The following is a 20,857-nucleotide window of genomic DNA, read 5'->3' on the forward strand; positions in this document are numbered from 1 at the left end:
GGCTCCCGCCATGTACGGCGATAACAAGGTCCTCTGGGCGGAGGGCATGTTCCTTCGCACCCAGCACTTCCAGCAGTTCGACCGCCATGTCGAACGGCTGGCCCGCGACGGCCTGCAGGCGCTTCGGCCCTTCGCGTTCGGGTTCACCAGCCTGGAGATCGACGAAGCTCTGCTGAAGACCGGCGTCGTCGCCTTGTCGAAGGCGTCCGGCCTGCTGCCCGACGGCACCCTGTTCAGCCTGCCGGAGAGCGACGACCATCCGGCGCCCTTCGAGGCCCCCGCCGATCTGCGGGAGTCGGTGATTCATCTGGCCCTGCCCATCCGCCGGGCCGGAAGCGTCGACTCCAGCCTGGAGGTGAATCCCGACCGCAACGTCCGCTGGCTCGGCCAGGAGATCGAGGTCGCCGACAGCCTGGACGAGACCACCGTGCGCGCGCCGATCACTGTGGGGAAATTGGACCTGCGCCTCCTGCACGACCGCCAAGAGCTGGCCGGCTACGTCACCCTGCCGATCGCCCGGATGATGGAGAAGCGCGTCGACGGCTCGATCATCCTGGATCCGGAGTTCATCCCGACCGCGCTGACCTGCGACGCCGCGCCCAAGCTGCGCAGCTTCGTGTCGGAGATCCTGGGCCTGCTGACCCATCGCGGCGGGGCGATCGCCGCGCGGCTGAGCGGATCCGGCGGCAAGGGTACGGCCGAGATCACCGACTTCCTGGTGCTGATGCTGGTGAACCGCAACGAGAGCCTGTTGCGGCATCTGGGCGCCCTGCCAATGCTGCATCCCGAGGAGCTCTATCGGTTCTTGACCGGCCTGGCCGGCGAGCTCGCCACCTTCACCGAAAGTTCCACCAACCGTCCGCCCACCTTGCCCGAGTATCGGCATGTGGCCTTGCAGGAGTCCTACGCGCCCCTGATGGCTTTCCTGCGCGACGCGCTCAGCGCGGTGTTCGAGCAGACCGCCATCCCGATCCCGCTGGAGCAGCGGCCGTTCAACATCAGCGTCGCCAAGATCACCGACCGCTCGCTGTTCACCGACTGCATCTTCGTGCTGGCCGCCAAGTCATCCATCGACGCGGAGAAGGTGCGCCTGAACCTGCCGCGCCGCACGACCATCGGGCCGGTCGAGCGCATCCGGGACCTGGTCAACCTACAGCTCGGCGGCGCGCCGATCCGCCCGTTGCCCACCGAGCCCCGGCAGATCCCATTCCGCGCCGGCATGGTCTACTTCGAGGTCAACACCAACGCCGACGACTGGAAGATCGTCGAGCGCTCGGGCGGCGTCGCCATCCATGTCTCCGGCGAAGTGCCTGATCTCACCCTCGAGCTCTGGGCCATTCGAGGGCGCGTCCGTTGAGCGGAAAAGACCCCTTCAGTTTCGGCGAGGAAGAAGGCGACCGCACCGTGATCGGCGGTCGCGCCGCGCCTCCGGACGCCGGCGATCGGACGATGATCGGTCCCTCGACCGCGCGACCGGCCTTCGCGCCGCGCGTGGTGATGCTGGAAGACCTGGAGACCACCGGCAACAATCCGCTGCTGGCCGCTGCGGCCCCGCTGATCACCCTGGTCAACGCCCTGCGCTCGGCGACCCAGCCCGGCGACATCGGCCAGCTCCGCCAGACGGTCATCGACGAGCTTCGCCGGTTCCAGCAGGTGGCTCGCGCTCGCGCCGCGCCCGACGACGAGGTCCGTCACGGGCACTACGCGCTGTGCGCGCTGATCGACGAGGTGGTGCTCTCGACCCCCTGGGGCTCGAAGAGCGCCTGGCCCAAGCAGAGCCTGGTCGCCACCTTCCACAACGAAGTGGTCAGCGGCGACCGGATGCTGGAGATCGCCGAGGCCCTGGAGGCCCGGCCGAACCGCTCGCCCAACCTGCTGGAGCTGATCTATCTCTGCCTGTCCTTCGGCTTCGAGGGCCGTTTGCGGCTGGAGACCCAGGGCGCCAACCGACTCTTCCAGATGCGCGAGCGGATCTACAACGCCATCCGCCAGGTTCGCGGCGCCTTCGAGCGCGCCCTGTCGCCCAAGTGGCGCGGCGTGGACGCGGGCTATCAGCCCATCGCCAAGGACATCCCGCTGTGGGTGTTCGGCGCGGCCTTCGCCACCCTCGCCCTGCTGGTCTATGCCGGGTTCCTGTTCAGCCTTTCCAGCCTCGGGGATCGGGCGTTGAAGCCGCTGACCGGCCTCTATCGCGCCGGGGCGCCCGCGCTAAACCGCACCGCGCCGCCGCCGGTCGTGGCCGACAGCCGCCTGTTCCTCACCATCCTGGACATCCTGAAGCCTGACATCGACGCCGGCCGCGTGGCGGTCACCGACAGCCCTGACGCGGTGCTGGTGCGCCTGAAGGACAAGGGCCTGTTCGCCTCGGGCTCGGCCCAACTGGACGCCGACTATGGCGAGACCATCGCGCGCCTGGCCCAGGCCATCGACCTGACCGTGGGGACCGTCGCGGTGACGGGTCATACGGACAACCAACGCATCCGCTCGCTGCAGTTCGCCTCCAACCAGGAGCTCTCCGAGGCTCGCGCCAACGGCGTGATCGCGCAACTGACCGGCCGCGGCATCGACGAGGGGCGGCTCAGCCCCACCGGCCTTGGCGAGAGCCAGCCCGTGGCCGGCAACGAGGACCCTGACGGCCGCCGCCAGAACCGGCGGGTGGAAGTGACCATACCCAAGACCTATGCGGCGGGAGCGCAGCCATGAACCGCGTCGCCGCCTTCTTCCAGGGTCTGGGACGCATCCGCATACCGCGCTGGACCATGGTGGTTCTGGGCGCGGTGATGCTGGCAATCCTGGTCTGGTTCGTGGGCCCGCTGATCGGCATCGCCAAGTGGACACCCCTGGCCAGCTGGTGGGTCCGGCTGATCGTCATCGCTCTGATGGCGTTGGGCGTGGGCGGCTACTACGCCCTGCGCGAAGTCCGTCGTGGGCGCGAGAACGCCCGGATGATGGCCGAGCTCGGTCCCAGCACCGAGACCGCGCCGAGCGACGACTATTCGGCCGAAGACATCAAGGCGATGAACGAGCGCGCCAAGGAAGCGCTGGAAATGATGCGCACGACGCGCATCGGCAAGAACCGGGAGTTCGTCTACGAACTGCCCTGGTACCTGATCATCGGCCCTCCCGGCGCCGGCAAGACCACGGCCCTCCACAACGCCGGCCTGAAGTTCCCGGTGTCCCAGGAAGCCGGCGCCTCGCCGCTCAAGGGCATCGGCGGCACGCGGAACTGCGAGTGGTGGTTCACCGATCAGGCCGTGATGATCGACACGGCCGGCCGCTACACCCTGCAGGACAACCACGCCGTCACCGACGGGAAGGCCTGGCAGGGCTTCCTCGAGATCCTGGCGCGCTACCGGCCTCGCCAGCCGGTGACCGGGATCATCGTGGCCCTGTCGGTGCAGGATCTGATGGGCGGGGACGAAGCCGACATCGCCGCCCACGGCCGGGCGATCCGCGCCCGCCTGAACGAGGTGGCGCAGAAGCTGGGCGTCCGCGCGCCGGTCTATGTCGTGGTCACCAAGATGGACCTGCTGGCGGGGTTCAACGAGTTCTTCGACGACGCCGGACAGCCCGAGCGCGACCAGGTCTGGGGCCACACCTTCGACATCGAAGCCTCCCGCGCCGGAACCACCGGGGCGGAATACGAGACCGGCTTCTCAGGCCTGATCGGACGGCTGAACGACCGGCTGCTCAGCAGGGTTCAGGGCGAGCGCGACATCCAGCGCCGCGGCCTGATCTTCGGCTTCCCGCAACAGATCGTCGGACTGAAGGGGCCCCTCGCCTCGGTCCTGCAGATCATCGGGCGTGAGACCAAGTATGAGCCGACGCCGCTCATCCGCGGCGTCTACCTGACCAGCGCCGCGCAGTTCGGCCGGCCCATCGACCGGTTGATGGGCGCCATCTCCGCCAAGTTCGGCCTGGACGTGGTGGCCCAGGGCGCCGCCGCCGGCGCCGGGCGCAGCTACTTCCTCCGCGACCTGCTGCATTCGGTCATCTTCCAGGAAGGCGCGCTGACCGACCGCGATCCCAAGACCGAGCGCCGTCGCCGCCTGATGCGCAACGGGGCGATCGTGGGCGGCGCGGCGGTCCTGGTTCTGATCTCGACGCTTTGGCTGGGAAGCTATCTCCGCACGGCCAGCCTGCTGCGGCAGCTGGAGACCCGCTCCGCCCACCTGCAAAAGACTGTCGCGGCCCTGCCTTCCGGCGACGTCAGTGACAGCGACATCACCCAGGTCCTGCCCGCGCTGGACGAGGCGCGCGCCCTGCCCTTCGCCTCCACCGCGCCCAAGGCGCTCCGCCCACCCGCGATCGGCCTTGGGCTTGGCCGCCGCAAGGCGGTCCAGACCCAGGTCGACGCCGCCTACGCCAACCTCCTCAACCAGCAGATGCTGCCCCGCCTCATCCTCACGCTGGAGGACGATCTGCGCTCGTCGCTGCAGGGCGGAACGACGCCGGGCGTCGACAATCGGCCGGCGATCTACAACCTGCTGCGGACCTACCTGATGCTGGGTCGCGCGCCGGGCGCGCCCCTGGAGAAATCGCAGATCTCAACCTGGTTCGCCGGCGAATGGGCCAACCGCTACGCCAGCGCCGAGGACGATCCGACCCGCGCGGCCCTCGAGCGCCATCTCGACGCCCTGCTGGCCAGCCGCATGACCTCGCCGGCCCTGGACCGCGACCTGATCGCTCAGGCGCGGGAGCGGGTGCGTAGCCTGGGCGCCGGGGAACGGGCCTACGCCCGGATGCTGTCGGACCCGAGCCTGGAGGACCTGACGCCGTTCAACATCGTCGACATTCCCTCGGTGGGGACCTCAGGCCTCTTCGCCCGCCGGTCGGGCAAGTCTCTGACCCTGGGCGTTCCCGGCCTCTACCGCCGGCAGTATTTCTACTCGACGATCATGCCGGCCATCGCCAAGGCCGCGAGCCTCTCGGTGAACGAGAGCTGGGTGACCAACGAGAAGCCGACGCCGGGACCAAGACTGCCCGACGCCGGCGCGATCGGCCGGACCAAGGACGAGATCCTTGTCGCCTATCTGAAGGACTTCACGCGCCACTGGGACGACTTCATCGCCGACATCACGATCAGCGGCGAGCATAGCGCCGGCGAGCGGATTCAGGTCGCCACCCGGCCACCTTCCCCCGTGAAGCTGTTGATCAACGCCCTGGCCGCGGAGACCAACCTGACCCCGCCAAGACTGACGGGCAAGGGTAGCGGTAGCGGCGGAGCGGCGGCGGCGGCCGTGCGGGTTGGGGCGATCTTCTCGTCCCGCATCTATCGCGGCATGTCCCAGGCCAACGCCGTGGGCTACGCGGTGAACAACGGCCAGGGCCGGGCCGGGCCGCCTGGCCCATTGGACGAGGTGATCGCGCACTTCAAATGGCTGCAGGACATGAACCCCGCCCAGGGTCCCTCGCCATTGGATCCTGCCCTGGCGGCCCTGGCAGGGGTCGGCGACTCGGCCATAGCGGCCCAGGCGGCGGCGGGCCTTGGAGATCCCCTCCTCCAACGCACCAAGACCAGTTCGGCAATGGAGGCCACCGCGCGCCTCGACCAGACGGCCGCCACCCTGCCGCCCATGGTGCAGGGCATGTTCACCGGCTTTGTCCGGACCTCCTCGGCCCAACTCAACAAGAGCGTCAAGCAGTCGATCCAGGGCGGATACGCCGCGGAGCTCCTGCCCCAGTGCCAGTCGATCGTGCGGCAAGGCTTCCCGTTCTCCGACTCCGACCACCAGGCGACCATCGACGATCTCAGTCGGTTGCTGCGTCCCAGCGGACTGATGGATCAGTTCGTGCAGGACAACCTGGCGGGCATGGTCGAGATGACCTCCGGCGGCTGGTCGATCACGCCGGCGGGGCGTGTCCTGGGGCTGCAGCCGGCCTCGATCCGTGAGTTCGAGCGCGCCGACCGCATCCGCAAGCGGATGTTCATGCCGGGCGACGTGCGGCCCAACGTGCGGTTCCTGCTGGAGCCCGTGCAGATCGGGGGCGAGGCGAGCGGCGTGGCGATCTCCGTCGACGGGGTTCCAGCCTCCTTCGACAGCGTCAATCGCCGGCCCGTTGAGATGAAGTGGCCCGGCCCGACACCCGGGGTCACCCTGACCTTCCAGAAGCGAAATGGCGCGCCGGCCACGCGAACGTGGAGCGGCGACTTCGCCCTCTTCCGGATGGTGCGGACCAGCCGGGTGATCGCTTCGTCCAACAAGAGCCTGACCTTCGAGGTGTCCGAGGGCGGCGCCCAGGCCAGATTCACGATGCGGTTCCTGAACACCTCCAACCCGTTCAATCTGAGCGACCTCCGCAGCTTCTCATGCCCGGGGCGCCTCTGATGATCGGACCTGGCTTCAATACGGGCGCGTTCGGCAAGCTTCCCTGCGCGGGCGATTTCGTCCGGCGCAGGCTGCGGGCCGACACCATCACCGAGCTCGATCTTTGGCTTCAGGTTCGTCTCGCCGACGATCCTGGGGGCGAACCGCCGGACGCGGCGACGCCATGCCGCTTCGCCGCGGCGCCTGGGGTCTTCGGAGTGATGGCGGTCATGGGCTTGATCTGGCCCAGTCGAGACAGCGTGGGGCGAAGCTTCCCCTTCGTGATCGCCGTCGAGGCCGGGCCGCGCACGGCGCACGTCTACGACCTGGACCTCGACTGGTTCGACCTCGCCGAAGTCGCCTTGCGGCGAAGCATCGACTTCGCGAGCCTGGACGACCTGGACCGCGCGCTGTCCGATCTGCAGGCCTCCGTGGGACTGGGCGCAATCAACCAGCGCATTGAATTCCCTGCGCCGGCCTCCCTATGGTGGGCGCCGACAGACATCCATGACGCGCTGGCCTTGGCGGGGCAGCCTGACGCCGAGGCCTTCGCCGCGCTCACCTCATCCTGGCGAGAGCCACCGGAAGCCGACCCGGTGACAACCCCCACGCCGACCACACCCTTAGAAGCCGGTTCGAAAGGCGCGCCAATATGAGCCCCGGTTCCATAAGCTTCGAATCCGCCGCCAGGACCCATGTGGGGCTGGTCAGGCAGTTCAACGAGGACAACTTCGTAGACCGACCCCTCGTGGGCCTGTGGGCCGTCGCCGACGGCATGGGCGGTCACTCCGCGGGGGATGTGGCCAGCGGCCTGATCGCCGAGGCCCTGAACGGCGTCGACACCATGACCACCGGCTTCGCCTTCCTGGACGAGGTCCGTGAGAACATCATGCGGGTCAACCGGACCCTGGTGGCGAAGGCTTCCTTGCTGCCTGCCGGCACCGTGATCGGCTCGACCGTGGTGATCGTGCTGGCCTATGGCGGGCACTACGCCTGCCTGTGGGCCGGCGACAGCCGCGCCTATCTCCTGCGCGGAGGTGAGTTTCGTCGGATCTCGCGCGACCACAGCATGGTCCAAGAGCTGATCGACACCGGCAACCTGAGCCAGGCTGAAGCCCGCGGACACCGGCGCTCCAATGTCATCACCCGGGCGGTCGGCGTGCATCCCGAGCTCTTGGTGGACATGAGCGAGGGCGTCATCGAGCCAGGCGACATCTTCCTGCTTTGCTCCGACGGCCTGACCGGCATGTTGGAGGATGACGAGATCGCCGGCATGCTGACCGGCCCGTCCCTGGACGACGTCGCCGAAAACCTGATCGCCCAAACGCTCGAGCGCGGCGCCAGAGACAATGTCACCGTGATCCTGGTTCGCGCCGCCGCCAGTCCAGACGATACGGTGGATGGCCAGGCGGCGCCGACGACGGCGACCGGCCACTGGGGTCCCTAGGCGGCCGCGGCGCGCTCTCGCGGACGCCATCGCGCATCAAGGATGGCGTCCTCGCGATCCCGTTCCGGCGGACGCGACACGACCCACGTGGTCTGTCCCAGCATGGCCGGGTTGTCGCGGTCGCCGAGCCGGATGTTCGGTACGTCCTCCTTGCGCAGGACCAGCTGAAGGTCGAACTCGACCGCCGGTCCGACCGAGAGGCGCACGAGGTCCACCAGGGCGCGCCGATAGGGGCCGCGGTCCAGGAAGCGGCGGAAGGTCGCCAGGTCCAGGGGACCGATCCGGATGCGGAACCGGCTCTGAACGTCCCAGACCTGAGACCCCAGCACGGCGGTCTGGCCCAACACTGCGTACGTCTTGGCCCCTGAGGCGCCGCTCAGTTGGGTCTGTTCGGCGGGGTCAATGGCGATCCATCGCCCCTGCAGCTCCACCACCGTCATCGGCAGATCATACAGCGCGCTCAGCGTGCGGCGCAGGCCGTCGGCCGACCGGACTCGCCGCGACATGGGACCGGCGACACTGAGCAGTTCGCCGCCATCCAGCGAGAGCCGGGCGCGCGACGAGTCCAGGCCAAGGCCGATCATCGACGCCAGGGCGCGGCTGAACGGATCGTCCAGCGGCCGGGCGGCCTCCTCGTAGCGGATCGGCAGCCGGTACTTGGCCCAGGCCCGATAGAACAGGCCGATGGTCCGATGATTGAACAGATCGAGGAAGTCGCTCGCCGCGGGGCTACGCGCCTGGCGCTGGGCGACCAGCAACTCGCTGTAGTAGTCCGGCAGAACCCCCATGGGCCCGGTGAGCCCCAGGAACGACACGGTGAGTTCGGGAACACCGTCCTCTGGCCGGGTGTGAGCCGCCACGATCTCGTTGGCAGGATGGCGCATCCCGACGGCCGCGCGGAAACGGACAGGATCGTCCCGGGGCCGAAGCGCCAGGCCACCCTTCGGCCGCCCGCCGCCGCGGCGGGCCAGCCGATGGAAGAGACGCACGATCTGAAAGAAGCTCGAAGACGACGCCGTCGTCTGCAGCCGCTCGATCAGATCAGCCGCCGCGTGCCGGTTCTCGCGTGCCACGCCTGCCAGATTCCTTTCTCGCCCTTGAGCCTCAGCCGCACCCGGGTGAAGGCGTTGATCGCCGCCAGTCCGGAGAAGGCGGCCTCCAGCACAGCGCCCAGCATGAATGTCCCCGTGCCCGACAGGCGCCGATCGTCGAATTCCAGGGTGATGTCGGTGCCGCTCGTGAAGGCGATCCGCCCGCCGCCCGGGGCGCGGGCGACGCTCGGGGCGGTGGACACGTCCGTCAGGCGCTCGATGACCGCCCGGCTTCCGGAGGCGTCGGCGTGGTCGTAGAGCGCCAGCATCTCCTTCACTAGGTCGGTGGCCAGTCCGTCGTCGGCGACGGAGAGGTGGTTCAAGGAGAGGTGCGAGATCAGACGCCACAGGTTGGCGTGGCCGCGACGGGTGCGCAGGGCGCGGCTGGGCGCGATCAGGCAGGCGCATCCGGCGGCGCCGACCTCATGGTTCAATCTCAACCGCGGCCGACCGGCGCCGAATGGCAGTTGCTCGGGCAGGTTCCGGTTCGTGGCGGTGACGTCGATGGAGGCCACCAGATCGCGGTCGCCCGCGGCCTGTCCCTCCTCGTCGACCACGGAAAGGAAGACGTCATCTCCACCGCCCTCGTAGGTGCTGGCGCGCCGCGTCGTGTGCCAGAACCGATTGACCGCCTCGCGCGCGACCTGCCGACGACCGAAGGAGAAGAATGGGCTGAAGGGCATCTCCGCCCCGTTGCGGTCGGAGACCACAACCTTGTCGACCGAGTAGACCTCCATGCTGGTCTCGCGCCGCGCGTCGGGCACCACGCGATACTCGAACCGGCCTGGGTCGAGGCGGATCGGGTCGGCCTTGGCCGGGAACAGGTTGATGATTGGCGTGCAGAACAGCCGGAAGTCGGATTTGCTGATCAGCCCTTCCAGCGCCGGGTCATAGCGGTCGATGTAGAGGAAAATCTCCATCGTCCGGCCAGCCTTGAGCAGAGTCTTGGCTGACAGTCCCTCGATGTCGAAGAACAGGAACTTCTCCGGGAACGCGAAGTACTCGCTGAGCAGAGCGTAGCCTGGCTCCGACCCGGCGCCGAGCGGCAAGAGGACCTCATCTCGGGTGAGGCCCACAGGCTTGATCGCCGAAGGATCGAGGATGATCGGGGCGTCGTCGGCGGCCGAGTCCGCCAGGGCGATCGAGACGACGCCGCCGGTGACCAGCTCGTACAGGATCTGCGAGGTTCGGGACTCGCTGTGGATATGGAACCGCAGGCGATCGAGGCCGAGGTCGGAGAAGGTCTTGTCCGACGCCGTGCAGGTTAGGCTGAAACGCAACGCGCAGAGCGCCGCGCCGGCCTTCCGGTTGGTCGGCGCCACCAGCGGCAGTCCCGACAGCGAAACCTGGGTCAGCTCGACCGGCCACAGCTCGACGTCATAGCCCGTACGGTATTCGCAGGTCTCTTCGTCCACCGGCTCCGTGGTGATCTGGGCGCCCGCCGCAATGGTGGTCTGCCCCACCGTCGTGGCGTGCGGCGAGAACTCGGCGACGCACATCGAGGGGATCGGCGAGAGATAGTGCGGATAGAGCAGCCCCAGCAGCGATTGGGTCAGCTCGGGGAACTCGTCGTCCAGCTTCATCCTCAGCCGCGCGTTGAGGAAGGCGAAGGCCTCGATCATCCGCGAGACGTGGGGGTCCTCGACGGCGTCCTGCGACACGCGCAGGCGGCCGGCGATCTTCGGATTGGCGGCGGCGAAGTCCTTCGCCATCTCGCGCATGAACCGGAGTTCGCTGTTGTAGTAGGGGAGCAGGTCGTCGAACACGGCCCTAGTCCCGCACGACGACGCAGCGAACCGGATCGACGTGGCTGTCGAAACTGATCTGCTGGCGATCGCCCCCCAGGTCCACGAAGCCGATGATCCGGAAACGGAGGATGCGATCGATCGCATCCTTGTTCTCGATGATCGACACCTCGAAATTGGTGATGCGGGGTTCCAGCCGCTGGATCAGGCCCTGGACCTCGGCGACGAACGCGCTCCGAAAGGCTTCTGACTTGATGGCGCCGTTGGTGAAGTCGGAGAGGCCATAGCTCAGCAGCGAGCGGTCCAGCTCGTCCAGGTCGTCGGACCAGGAGAGGAACCGGCGCCGCGTGTTCAGGATCCCCTCCAGATCCCGGCGCAGGCCGTCGCGCAAGGCGCTGATCGAGATCGTATCCGTGCGCTTTTCGGACGGATCGTCCAGCAGGCGATCCAGCAGCGATCCCTGGCTGGCGGTTCGGGCGGGCGTGCTCATGAGGTCTCGGTCCCTTCCAACGAGAGGTCCGAGAACTCGGCCAGGGAGACCACATCGTCGCCGACCAGCAGGCAACGCAGGCCGACGCCGCGCACGACGCCGCGCTCGTCGATCCAGTCGGTCTGGCGCCCCAGGCGGTGCGCGGCCGACTTGTCGGCCTCCGGCGCGACGTAGGTGGTGGGGATATAGACGACGCCGTCGGGACCATCGACCACGTCCAGCTCGGCGGGCCGCCAGATCAGATCGCGCAGGTGTTCGGGCGCCTTGAGCTCAAGAGATCGGACGCTGGCCCATGGGATCCAGAAGTACTTGCCTGTGCTGGTCAGCACCTCCAGGACACCGGCCGTACGGTCGTCCAGGTCGCGCACGCCCACGAACGGCCGACCGTCGATCGTGCCCACCAGCGGCGTGGCGGCGAGGTCGGCGGCCTCGCGCACAGCGGCGGGATCACCCTCCGTCCGCAGCTCCAGCAGGACCTTCAGCGCCGCTTCTACCTCTGCGGTGGCGTCGCCGATCAGGTCGGGCGTGCGCCCCTCGGCGAACACCTCTCGCCGCGCCAGCTCGCCCCGGATGAGCTGGCGGATGAGCGCCACGCGCAGTCCGTAGGCCAGGTCCTGCGTGGCGATCAGGTCGAACTGATTGTCGGCTCGTTCCCACTCGCCCAGGACCAACAGCAGCTCGGCCAGTTCGAACCGGTGACCCACATGGCTGGGCTTGGCCTTGACCCGATCCTGCAGCATGGCGCGCGCCGCGCCCAGGTCGTCGGAATTCAGAAACTCGATCGCCGCTGACATCTAGGCTTCCCCTGTCATAGCTGCCGCTCCACGCCCTGAACCACCGTCACGAGCTGGAACTCGGAAATCGCCTGGTCGAGCTGCAGGTGAGGTTTCAGGTGCACGGTGCATTCGAACGAACCGGGCTGGCCGACCACGGCCTGGACCCGCACCCGCGCGGACTCCAGCGGGTAGCGCGCCCGCAGCTCATAGGACATGTCGTCGCCGATGCTGCAGTACTTCGAGATCCAGCCTGACAGGCGGACCTCGCACTCTTCGGCGGTCTTGTAGGATCCGACCCAGTCGCGGGCCATCACCTTGATGTAATGGGCGAACCGCGCCACGCAGAGCACGTAGTTCATCATCGCGCCCAGCTGCTCATTGATGCGGGCGACCTCGGTGACATAGGCGCCTTTCGGGCGGTGGGCGCTGGGAAGGTTGGCGACCGAGGCGAAGGGCGTGTCCTTGCATCGTCGGATGCAGATGAACCCGGCGTCTGACAGGTCGCGCTCCAGGGCCTCGGTGAGATTGACCTCCAACGGGAACTTCAGGAGCGTCCGGGGCGCATCGGTCTCGAAGTCCGGCGTCGGCAGGTCGATGATCACCCCGCCCGCCAGCTCGTCCTGAACCGTGCCACGGATCGAGGCGAGCCACCGGTAGTCGTTAAAGGCGCGCAGGCAGATATGCGCCATGGCGAGCGAGCCGACACCCCAGACCTGATCTGTCCCGGCCTCGTCGATCGTTTCGGCGAACTGGAACCCGCAATCGCCCACCTCGCGACCGCGATAGGGCGCGCGCAGCAGGACCCGCGGGCAGACGAGGCCGATGAACCTGGAATCCGACAACGCGCGGAAGCTGTTGAAGCGGCCGTACTCCGCACCTCGGAAGGTCGCGGCCAGCGAAGCGCGCCGTTCGAGGTCACCGAAAGTCTCGGCGCCCACCATCGTCGGGCGCACGCCAAACAGAACGGGGGAGAAGGCCGCCGCGGCCACCGCGCTCATCCGGCGTAGGACGGCGACGTCGTCGGTCGGGCGATCGCGCGTGGGGCGGTGCTGGATCTCGTAGAGGCCGATCAGCAGCGCGTAGGGAATGCCACCTGGCATCCCGAACTCCTGATTGTAGATCAGGTCGAACAGGGCGCTCTGGTCGAAGTCGGCGGCGCGCTCCAGGTCACGCGCAAGCTCCGCCCATCGGCAATCCAGCAGCCGCAGCCTGGTCTGGCCGTCCGCGCTGAGCGAGCCGGTGAGCCAGAAGACGCCCCGCCAGGCCGCCTCGAGCGCCAGGAACTTCGGGTGATGCAGGATCCGGTTGCAGCACGCGGAGAGCACATCGTCGATCTCGGCGATGTCGCGGTCCAGCATCCTGCGAAGCCGCCCGGCGTCGCAGTTCGCCTTCAGGACCTCATCGCCGAACCAGGCCCGCAGCGCCTCGCCGGCGTCGTCCGCGGCGAGGAAGGTGTCAACCGGCGCCCGATCACCCTCGGGGACGCCGAGATCGGCGAGCAGGCGGGCGCGAAGCGGCGACGAACTGTCCACGATGCCGCCCCGCGCCCCGCCCGCCGTCAGACCTTCTGCGGAATACGCGCCACCAGGCGGAGAGACGCGGTCAGTTCCTCCATCTGCAGCCACGGCCGCAGGTAGGCGACCGCGTTGTAGGAGCCCGGCGAGCCGGGAACCTGGGTCACCTCGACGCGGGCTTCACGCAGGGGATACTTGGCGCGGATCTCCTGGCCGCTGCCCTCGGCGGCGTTGACGTAGTTGTTGATCCAGCGGTTCAGCCAGCGTTCGCAGTCCTCGACCTCCATGAAGGAGCCGATCTTGTCGCGCGCCATGACCTTCAGGTAGTGGGCGAACCGCGACGTGGCCATGATGTAGGGCAGCCGCGCCGAGATCGCCGCGTTCTCCGTGGCCTCGGGCCGATCGTACTTCTTGGCCCGCTGCGAGGTCTGCGCCCCGAAGAACACCGCGTAGTCGGTATTCTTGTAGTGGCAGAGCGGCAGGAAGCCCAAGTCAGACAGCTCCTTCTCGCGCCGGCCGGTGATGGCCAGCTCGGTCGGGCACTGTTCGGAGGTGTCGCCGTCGTCGGACATGAAGACGTGGGTCGGCAGGTTGGTGACCTTGCCGCCGCCTTCGGCGCCCCGGATCGTGGTGCACCATCCGCTCTCGAAGAAGGCGCTCGTCATGCGCACGCCCATGGCGTATGCGGCGTTCATCCAGCAGTAGTCGTCGTGGCGCAGCGGGCGCGGATTGCCCTGGGCGTCGTAGGGGGCTTCCTCATAGCTGAACTCGTCGATCGCCCGGGTCGCCGAACCGTAGGGCTGGCGAGCCAGGACGCGCGGCATGGTCAGGCTGACGAAGCGGCTGTCCTCGGTGTCACGGAATCCACGCCATTTGGCATATTCCGACGCGGTGAACTTGTCGGCCAGGTCGCGCGGCTTGGAGAGGTCCTCGAAGGTCTCGAAACCGAACATCTTCGGACCTGCGGCCGACACGAACGGCGCGAACGCCGCGGCGGCTACGCCCGAGATGTTCCGCAGGAGCTCGATGTCGTCCTGACTATTGTCGAAGTAATAGTCGCCGATCAGCGCGCCGTAGGGTTCGCCGCCCGGGGTTCCGAACTCGCTCTCGTAGATCTTCTTGAAGAGCATGCTCTGGTCGAAGTCGATCGCCTTGGCCAGGTCGCGCGAGAGTTCACGCTTGGAGGTGTTCAGCATCCGGACCCGGATGTCCTTCCCGGTCTGGGTGTTGGCGACCAGATAGTGCAACCCGCGCCATGACCCTTCCAGGGCCTTGAACTTCTCGTGGTGCATGATCGCGGCGAGCTGGGTCGACAGCTTCTCGTCGATCGCCGCGATGGCCTGCTTCATCGTCACGGTGAGGTTCTTGGAGAACGTCACCGTGCCGGCGAGGGCTTCCTCGGTCAGGGTCTTCAGCAGTTCATGAACCTGTTCCGGCTCGGTCTGCTTGGTCGCCGTGATCGCCTGTTCCAGCAAGCTTGGGGCCTGCGTGGTGGTGGTGGCGGCGGCCTTGGCCGCGGGCGTAGAGGTCTTGGCTCCGGCCATGGGTCTATTCCTTCTCGCCGTCGGTGACGCCCAGTTCCTTGCGCAGGCCGTCCAGTTGCTCGCCGTTCTGAAGCACCTGCTCCAGGAGTGTTTCGAGCTTCTCGGAACTGTCAGCCTTCGCCATCAGGTCGCGCAGTTTGTTGCGGGTCTCCATCAGCCGGCGCAGAGGCTCCACCTGCTGGACGATGCGGCCCGGTTCGAAGTCTTCGAGGGAGTCGAACTTCAGCTCGACCGGCATCTCGCTGCCATCGGCCTTGAAGGTGTTCTCCACCCGCAGCTTCAGGCCCGGCGACATGCGCCGCATCACCTGATCGAAGTTCTCCCGGTCGATCTGAACGAACTTCCGGTCCCGCAGCGGCTTGAGCTCCTCGGTGGGATCCCCCGAGAAGTCGCCCAGGACTCCGACGACGAACGGCAGTTCCTTGACTTCGCTCGCGCCCTCGGTCTCGACGTCATAGGTGATATGAACGCGAGGCTTCCTGACTCTCTTGAGTTTTTCGTGAATGCTGTCCATCGGTCAACCCTTCGGTGTCTTGGATAGAGTTTCGTAAATCAAGATCGACTTCCGAGAACAACATTCTACGGATCTGGAAGTCAGTTACTGGCGTCTCGAATCCCTGCTCTCAGCAGGAACTCTCGGCGTTGGGCGTCTTCGGGAAGAAGTTCGTAGATGAGCTCATTGATCGGCAGTCTCGCGCGCCTGACCACTTCGCGAATGCTGGACCCGATCAGGGACTGAGGTTCGGTGCGCTCGAAGAAATCCGCCACCTCGCCGAGTTGGGCCAGCGCGTCCTCGCGCCGGTTCAGCGCCTTCGGGCCGGCGGCGCTGGTCGTCGTCACGCCGTCGGCGTCGGGGACGACCTCGTCGTCATTTCCCGCCGCCTCGATGAACAGATGACCCACCCGGTCGTCGAGCAGCTTGGCGATCGCGTTGAGCGGCTCGGCGACCTGACTGGCGAAACCGCCTAGCTGGGTGCGGGCGTCGACCGCTCGCATCAGACGATCCAGGTTATCGAGCGAGGCGGTGATGTCGGCGCGGATCTGCTTCAGGAAGGCCGGGCTGGAACGGACAACCGCCTGGATCATGGCGTCGACCTGTTCGCTTTGACGGTCGCGCGCCTCCTGGGACTCGCTTCGCACCGGCGTGAACGCCAGCTCGATGGTCCAGAGGGCGGCCGCCGCGCCGTCCTGCCGGTCAGTCAGCGGCAGAAGCTTGATGGGTTGAACCAGACTGCCGGCCACGCCGCGGCCGATCAGCCCGGCGAGGGGGGCGATGCGCGACTCGACGCCGTCCTCGTCCTCACCCGGATAGAGGCCTTCGTCCCAGTAGGTTTCAACCAGCCTTGCGAGCAATTCCAGCCCCTGCGCCAAACCCGAGAAACCCGCGGTTCGGACCAGGGCCTCGCAATACCAACATGCGATTTCCAGGTCCTTCGACTGCTCCCGGAGGGTGCGGTCGGCGAGTTCACAGATGTCTCCCCACTGATTCAGGGCCGCCGAAAGGGGGCCTAAGTCGGGGTCGTCACTGCTGGCGACTTCGCGTTCGGAACGACGCGCATCCGCCCTCAAATCCTTAAGCGTCAAATAGGGAGATTCCGGGTCAACGGAGGCGCGAAAATCTTTCCCGACCGCTATTTCGTGGCCCGATAGTGGATTCAAGAGCGAATCTATGTCGAGGAATAGTGACTTTTCCAAGATACCCTCCCATGATCGGCGCGACCATTACCCGGGCGGTCTTCGTCGTCAACGCGCGATTGGAGCGATGATTGTCTGTTCTCTTCATGTTTGATTGCGGATCGCGATGAATAGGCGCCAGCGGCGATTTTATACAGCACCCGTACATCGCGAAGAATCGTGGAGGACGCCCCGTGCTTGACCTGGTCGGACGTTTCCAAGTGCAGGAGAGGATCGGCGAAGGCGCGATGGCCGACGTCTATCGGGCCTATGATCCGAGCATCCGCCGGGCCCTGGCCATCAAGGTCCTCAAGGACCAGTACCGGGAGGATCCGGAGTACGCCTCGCGGTTCCTACGCGAGGCCAAGGCGGCGGGCGCGCTGTCGCACCCCAACATCGTCACGATCTACGACGTGGGTGAGGTCAACGGTTATCCGTACATCGCCATGGAGCTGTTGGATGGAGAGCCGCTCAACGAGGTGATGTCGCGCACCGGCCGGCTGACCAACGAGCAGGTCCTCGACATCTCCCACCAGCTGGCCGACGCCCTGCGCTACGCCCACACGCTGGGGGTCGTTCACCGCGACATCAAGCCGTCCAACATCATGCTGGGCGCCGACGGCCACAGCGTCAAAATCCTCGACTTCGGCATCGCGCGGGTCGCCGAGGCCGACGGCCTGCTAGACGCCGATCACCTGAAGACTCAGATCGGGCAGGTCCTGGGCACGCCGCGCTACATGAGCCCCGAGCAGGCGCTGGGACGCGACATCGACGGGCGCTCGGATCTGTTTTCCCTGGGCGTGGTCATGTACGAGATGATCACCGGCCAGCGAGCCTTCGCTGGCGGCAGCGCCGCGACCCTCGCCCTGCAGGTGACCCAGCAGGATCCCGAGCCGATCGCCAAGCTAGCGCCCGAGAGCCCGCGCGGCCTGCAGTTCATCATCAACAAACTGCTCGCCAAGCGGCCGGAACGTCGCTTCGCCAACGGGGCGCAACTGGCCGACGCCTTGCGGCGCGAACAGAGCGTCTACGCCACGGTGAAGGCCGAGGGGACCGCCAAGCGCTACCTGCCGATGCAGGTCCGCCTGACCCTGCTCATGGGCGTTGTGACGGCCGCTGTCCTGGCGATCGCCGTCGGCTTCGTGGTGGTGCGGCAGGGCGAGGCCCTGCGCAGGACGGCGATGACGTCCGGCGCGGCCATGACCTCCTTCGTCGCCACCAATGCGGCCCTGACCGCCGCCGACAACGCCACCCTGCCGCCTGAAAGCCGCGACTGGTTGCCAGTGCAGGCCTTCGTCGGCGCCGCCTCGGCGGACAAGAACGTGGTCGGCATCGTTGTCGTCGACGCAGACGGCGTGGTGCGCGGCGCCACCGATCCCGCCCTGATCGACACGCGATACCGGCCGCCGCAGAACGAGCGCGTGGAGTCCTCGCAAGACGACTTGCGGATCACCAGCTTCACCAGCCCGAAGGCCGGCGGCGCCTTCCGGTTCATCAAGCCGATCACCTATGCCGGCCGGCCGATCGGCAAGGTGGACGTGAGCCTGTCGCGGAGCGAACTGGAGTCCGCCGCCACCTTGACCCGCGGTCTTCTGATCATGCTGGGGATCGTCGTGCTGGGGGTGGTGGCGGTGGCGACCTATGTGGTCACCCGCATGCTCGCCCAACCCCTGCGGCGGTTGCGCAAGGCCCTGGACGACGGGGCCGCGGGCGACCTCGACTTCCGGATATCCCACAATCGCAGCGACGAATTCGGCGAACTGTTCGACGCCTTCAACCGCTTCTCCGCCACGATGCAGGAGCGGCTGGACAACGTCGAGGCGATCGCTCTGGAGACCCCGCCCGCCGAGGTCGCCGCGGAGGCCGAGGCGCCCGTCGAGGCCGACAATGACGAACAATCGGCGCCGGCTCCAAGGAGCGCGTTCGCCGCGCCTGAGGCCGACGACGCAGACGACGATCCCCTGAGCACCCACAAGGACGACGACCGCACCATGATCGGCGGCGGCGCGGGTTCCGATGGCCGGAACTAGCCGCCGGCTGGGCGTCTGCCTCGCGGTCGGGCTGGCGGTGGCGGGTTGCGCGACCACGCCCTCGGCGCCGCCCCGTCCGATGCCCGCCACCGAGCTGGGCCGGACCCCCAACGCCGTGATCGCGGTGGCCCAACCCGGCGACACGGCCGCGAGCCTGGCGCAACGCTATCTGAACGACGCCAGCCTGACCCGCCGGGTGTTCCCCATCGGCGGAGAGACCGGCCTGCGCGCCGGCGACGCAGTGGCGATCGCCCTGCGCCCGGTGGATCCGGGCGGCACCCTGGGCCGCAGCGCCCAGCGCGTGCCCATTCTCTGCTACCACCGCTTCACGGCGCAGCCGAAGCGCCGCTCGCGGATGGATGTCACGGCCGCCGACTTCGAGGCGCAACTGATCTACCTTCGCGACAACGGCTACACCGTCGTATCGCTCAAGCGGCTCCAGGCCTTCCTGGAGGGCGAAGGCGATCTGCCGGCGAAGCCCGTGGTGCTGACCATCGACGACGGGTACCGCTCGGCCTACACGGTCGCCCTGCCCCTGCTGCGGAAGTACGGCGCACCCGCGACACTGTTCGTCTATTCCGATTTCGTCGGCTCCGGGGAAGCCCTGACCTGGGCCCAGATCGCCGAGCTGGAAGGCTCGCAACTCGTGGACGTCCAGGCGCACTCCAAGACCCACGCCGACCTGACCCGACGGCTCAATGGCGAGGGCGAGGCCGCCTTCCAGCGGCGGCTGGCGTCGGAATTCGCCGCGCCTCGCGATCAGATGGCGGCTCGCCTGGGCGTGCGTCCGACGGCCTTCGCCTATCCCTACGGCGCGGCCAACGCCAGGGTCCTCTCGATCGCCCGACGCTCGGGATGGAGCATGGGGCTGACGGTGCTGCGGGGCGGCAATCCGAGCTGGTCCGATCCGATGCTGCTTCGGCGCGACATGGTGTTCGGCGTCGACAGCCTGGACACCTTCGCACGGCGGCTGGCGGCGGCTGAGGTCGCGGGACGTCGTCCATGACGCGCGTCCTCGGCGGACTGCTCCTCGCGATGAGCCTCGTCATTTCGGCCTGCGCCACGACCGCGCGGAACAGCACGCCGCCCCCCGAGCCGGCGGGGTCGGCGCAGAAGCGCGAGGCCTATGCCAACGCTTCCGCCCGAGCCGAGGCGATGGAACGCCAGGGGCGCCTGCGCGAGGCCGTCTGGTGGTGGCAGGTCGCCGAGGCCGTGGCCCCCAACCCGCAATCGGTTCGCGCCGAGACCGCCCGGCTGGTCGGCGAGATCGCCGGACGGGCCGAGAGGCTTGTTAGCGAGGGCGACGCGGCCCGAGCCAAGCGCGCGACGGCGAAGGCGTCGGCGGCCTATCAGCAGGCGCTGGCCCTCGACCCCAAGTCAAAGCGCGCGCGCGACGCCCTGCGCGAGATGGAGGCCAGCGCGGTCCTGAGCGCCATCGGGCGGTTCAGCGGCGGACCCGCCGCCCCGAAGACCGACGGCCGTGGCGGGCCCGACTAGCCGCCTGGCCGAATGCCGCCGAGGATACGCACGGCGCGGTCGAGATCGCGCTGGATGACCACATTGCCCGGATCGAAAGTCAGGGCCCGTCGCAGGAGCGGCACCGCCTGTTCGATGAGCCCGCGGCTCATCAGTTCCAGCGCCGATCCCCGAAGCTGGCTCGCGCGCGCGGGATTGCGCGCGACGGCCGTGGGCTTCGGCGCGGCCGCCGGGGGCGGGGTCGCGGCGCGCTTGGCCTCGAGCCGCTGCTGGATCAGCTCATCGTCGCTCTTGGCGACGCGCGGCCGGGGACGGATCTCGGCGGCCCGTCGCGGCACGCCGGGAATCTGGATGACCTGACCGACCTCGGACTGGCTGGGCACGGCGATGCCGTTGTAGCGCGCCAGCGCATAGAATTTGAACCGGTCGTCGAGATAGCGGTCGGCCAGCATCGACAGGGTTTCCCCCTGCTGGATCGTATAGGCGTAGCTCTGCGCGCCCAGCAGAACCTTCGGATCCTCGGTGATCTGGGACAGGAGGCTGCGCCCCAGGTCGTTGTCAGGTTGTTCCAGCAGAAACGCCTGGATTTCCGCCTTGGCCTGAACCGGGTCACCCCGGGACAGCAGCTCGATCGTCAGCTTCATCCGCTGCCTCGCGGTAAGGCCGGGCGTCGGGACCCCTTCCGGCGCCTTCGGCGGCGCGCTGGGACGCGCGACGGGACTCTGCGGTCGCGGGGGCGTCACCGGCGCCGGCCCGGTCGAG

General features: G+C 67.8%; 17 protein-coding genes. 8 read left to right on the forward strand and 9 right to left on the reverse strand.

Annotation, left to right across the window (positions count from 1 at the left end; translation table 11 throughout):
• Positions 1–10: 10 nt before the first annotated feature.
• From tssK to RMO04_RS06690, 5 genes are read left to right on the forward strand one after another with little or no spacing between them, the layout of a single operon-like run.
• A complete protein-coding gene (gene tssK / locus RMO04_RS06670; protein ID WP_309644006.1) occupies positions 11–1,357 on the forward strand; it encodes a type VI secretion system baseplate subunit TssK in 1,347 nt (448 codons plus the stop codon).
• Positions 1,354–2,703 (forward strand): type VI secretion system protein TssL, long form, encoded by a 1,350-nt coding sequence (tssL, locus tag RMO04_RS06675; RefSeq protein WP_309644007.1) that lies wholly within the window; start codon positions 1,354–1,356, stop codon positions 2,701–2,703. Before tssK ends, tssL begins: the two co-directional genes overlap by 4 nt.
• Positions 2,700–6,329: a type VI secretion system membrane subunit TssM gene (tssM, locus tag RMO04_RS06680; protein ID WP_309644008.1), complete on the forward strand. Its 3,630-nt coding sequence runs from the start codon at positions 2,700–2,702 to the stop codon at positions 6,327–6,329. The genes tssL and tssM overlap by 4 nt, the downstream gene beginning before the upstream one ends.
• Positions 6,329–6,964 carry a type VI secretion system-associated protein TagF gene (gene tagF, locus RMO04_RS06685; RefSeq protein ID WP_309644009.1) on the forward strand — a complete coding sequence of 212 codons (636 nt, stop codon included), beginning with the start codon at positions 6,329–6,331 and terminating at the stop codon, positions 6,962–6,964. Before tssM ends, tagF begins: the two co-directional genes overlap by 1 nt.
• The gene (locus RMO04_RS06690; RefSeq protein WP_309644010.1) at positions 6,961–7,755 is read left to right on the forward strand and encodes a protein phosphatase 2C domain-containing protein; all 795 of its coding nucleotides are present in this window, start codon (positions 6,961–6,963) and stop codon (positions 7,753–7,755) included. The genes tagF and RMO04_RS06690 overlap by 4 nt, the downstream gene beginning before the upstream one ends.
• On the opposite strand, the gene tssG is transcribed toward RMO04_RS06690, so the two are convergent.
• The 8 genes from tssG to tssA form a co-directional block, all read right to left on the reverse strand.
• On the reverse strand, positions 7,752–8,828 hold the full coding sequence (tssG, locus tag RMO04_RS06695; RefSeq protein WP_309644011.1) for a type VI secretion system baseplate subunit TssG: 1,077 nt from the start codon (positions 8,826–8,828) through the stop codon (positions 7,752–7,754). The genes RMO04_RS06690 and tssG overlap by 4 nt on opposite strands.
• Positions 8,792–10,612, reverse strand: a complete 1,821-nt coding sequence (gene tssF / locus RMO04_RS06700; protein ID WP_309644012.1) for a type VI secretion system baseplate subunit TssF — start codon at positions 10,610–10,612, stop codon at positions 8,792–8,794. Before tssF ends, tssG begins: the two co-directional genes overlap by 37 nt.
• Positions 10,613–10,616: 4 nt before the next feature.
• Entirely contained in the window at positions 10,617–11,081 is a 465-nt protein-coding gene (gene tssE / locus RMO04_RS06705; RefSeq protein WP_309644013.1) for a type VI secretion system baseplate subunit TssE, read from the reverse strand.
• On the reverse strand, positions 11,078–11,875 hold the full coding sequence (locus RMO04_RS06710) for a type VI secretion system accessory protein TagJ (RefSeq protein WP_309644014.1): 798 nt from the start codon (positions 11,873–11,875) through the stop codon (positions 11,078–11,080). The genes tssE and RMO04_RS06710 overlap by 4 nt, the downstream gene beginning before the upstream one ends.
• 14 nt (positions 11,876–11,889) lie before the next feature.
• Positions 11,890–13,389, reverse strand: a complete 1,500-nt coding sequence (tssC, locus tag RMO04_RS06715; RefSeq protein WP_309644015.1) for a type VI secretion system contractile sheath large subunit — start codon at positions 13,387–13,389, stop codon at positions 11,890–11,892.
• Positions 13,390–13,415: 26 nt separating this feature from the next.
• Positions 13,416–14,915 carry a type VI secretion system contractile sheath large subunit gene (gene tssC / locus RMO04_RS06720; protein ID WP_309644016.1) on the reverse strand — a complete coding sequence of 500 codons (1,500 nt, stop codon included), beginning with the start codon at positions 14,913–14,915 and terminating at the stop codon, positions 13,416–13,418.
• Between the two features lie 4 nt (positions 14,916–14,919).
• Positions 14,920–15,429 carry a type VI secretion system contractile sheath small subunit gene (tssB, locus tag RMO04_RS06725; protein WP_309644017.1) on the reverse strand — a complete coding sequence of 170 codons (510 nt, stop codon included), beginning with the start codon at positions 15,427–15,429 and terminating at the stop codon, positions 14,920–14,922.
• Between the two features lie 80 nt (positions 15,430–15,509).
• The gene (tssA, locus tag RMO04_RS06730) at positions 15,510–16,610 is read right to left on the reverse strand and encodes a type VI secretion system protein TssA (RefSeq protein WP_309644018.1); all 1,101 of its coding nucleotides are present in this window, start codon (positions 16,608–16,610) and stop codon (positions 15,510–15,512) included.
• Positions 16,611–16,783: 173 nt separating this feature from the next.
• On the opposite strand from tssA, the gene RMO04_RS06735 reads away from it, so the two are divergent.
• The 3 genes from RMO04_RS06735 to RMO04_RS06745 are packed head-to-tail and all read left to right on the forward strand — an operon-like array spanning position 16,784 to position 20,116.
• Positions 16,784–18,619: a protein kinase domain-containing protein gene (locus RMO04_RS06735; RefSeq protein WP_309644019.1), complete on the forward strand. Its 1,836-nt coding sequence runs from the start codon at positions 16,784–16,786 to the stop codon at positions 18,617–18,619.
• On the forward strand, positions 18,606–19,625 hold the full coding sequence (locus RMO04_RS06740; RefSeq protein ID WP_309644020.1) for a polysaccharide deacetylase family protein: 1,020 nt from the start codon (positions 18,606–18,608) through the stop codon (positions 19,623–19,625). Before RMO04_RS06735 ends, RMO04_RS06740 begins: the two co-directional genes overlap by 14 nt.
• The gene (locus RMO04_RS06745) at positions 19,622–20,116 is read left to right on the forward strand and encodes a hypothetical protein (RefSeq protein WP_309644021.1); all 495 of its coding nucleotides are present in this window, start codon (positions 19,622–19,624) and stop codon (positions 20,114–20,116) included. The genes RMO04_RS06740 and RMO04_RS06745 overlap by 4 nt, the downstream gene beginning before the upstream one ends.
• On the opposite strand, the gene RMO04_RS06750 is transcribed toward RMO04_RS06745, so the two are convergent.
• Positions 20,113–20,739, reverse strand: coding sequence for a LysM domain-containing protein (locus RMO04_RS06750; protein ID WP_309644022.1), 627 nt, complete (start codon positions 20,737–20,739; stop codon positions 20,113–20,115). The two genes, RMO04_RS06745 and RMO04_RS06750, sit on opposite strands and share 4 nt — an antisense overlap.
• Positions 20,740–20,857 lie beyond the last annotated feature (118 nt).

The sequence above is a fragment of the Phenylobacterium sp. genome (genome assembly GCF_031412415.1).
In the GTDB taxonomy this organism is placed as follows: domain Bacteria; phylum Pseudomonadota; class Alphaproteobacteria; order Caulobacterales; family Caulobacteraceae; genus Phenylobacterium.

Excerpts from the sequence above, each read along its gene's own strand:
- tssB (WP_309644017.1), bottom strand. The coding sequence starts at position 15,429 with ATGGACAGCATTCACGAAAAACTCAAGAGAGTCAGGAAGCCTCGCGTT.
- tssC (WP_309644016.1), bottom strand. The coding sequence starts at position 14,915 with ATGGCCGGAGCCAAGACCTCTACGCCCGCGGCCAAGGCCGCCGCCACC.
- tssM (WP_309644008.1), top strand. The coding sequence starts at position 2,700 with ATGAACCGCGTCGCCGCCTTCTTCCAGGGTCTGGGACGCATCCGCATA.
- RMO04_RS06710 (WP_309644014.1), bottom strand. The coding sequence starts at position 11,875 with ATGTCAGCGGCGATCGAGTTTCTGAATTCCGACGACCTGGGCGCGGCG.
- RMO04_RS06745 (WP_309644021.1), top strand. The coding sequence starts at position 19,622 with ATGACGCGCGTCCTCGGCGGACTGCTCCTCGCGATGAGCCTCGTCATT.
- RMO04_RS06690 (WP_309644010.1), top strand. The coding sequence starts at position 6,961 with ATGAGCCCCGGTTCCATAAGCTTCGAATCCGCCGCCAGGACCCATGTG.
- RMO04_RS06740 (WP_309644020.1), top strand. The coding sequence starts at position 18,606 with ATGGCCGGAACTAGCCGCCGGCTGGGCGTCTGCCTCGCGGTCGGGCTG.
- RMO04_RS06750 (WP_309644022.1), bottom strand. The coding sequence starts at position 20,739 with ATGAAGCTGACGATCGAGCTGCTGTCCCGGGGTGACCCGGTTCAGGCC.
- tssE (WP_309644013.1), bottom strand. The coding sequence starts at position 11,081 with ATGAGCACGCCCGCCCGAACCGCCAGCCAGGGATCGCTGCTGGATCGC.
- tagF (WP_309644009.1), top strand. The coding sequence starts at position 6,329 with ATGATCGGACCTGGCTTCAATACGGGCGCGTTCGGCAAGCTTCCCTGC.
- tssK (WP_309644006.1), top strand. The coding sequence starts at position 11 with ATGTACGGCGATAACAAGGTCCTCTGGGCGGAGGGCATGTTCCTTCGC.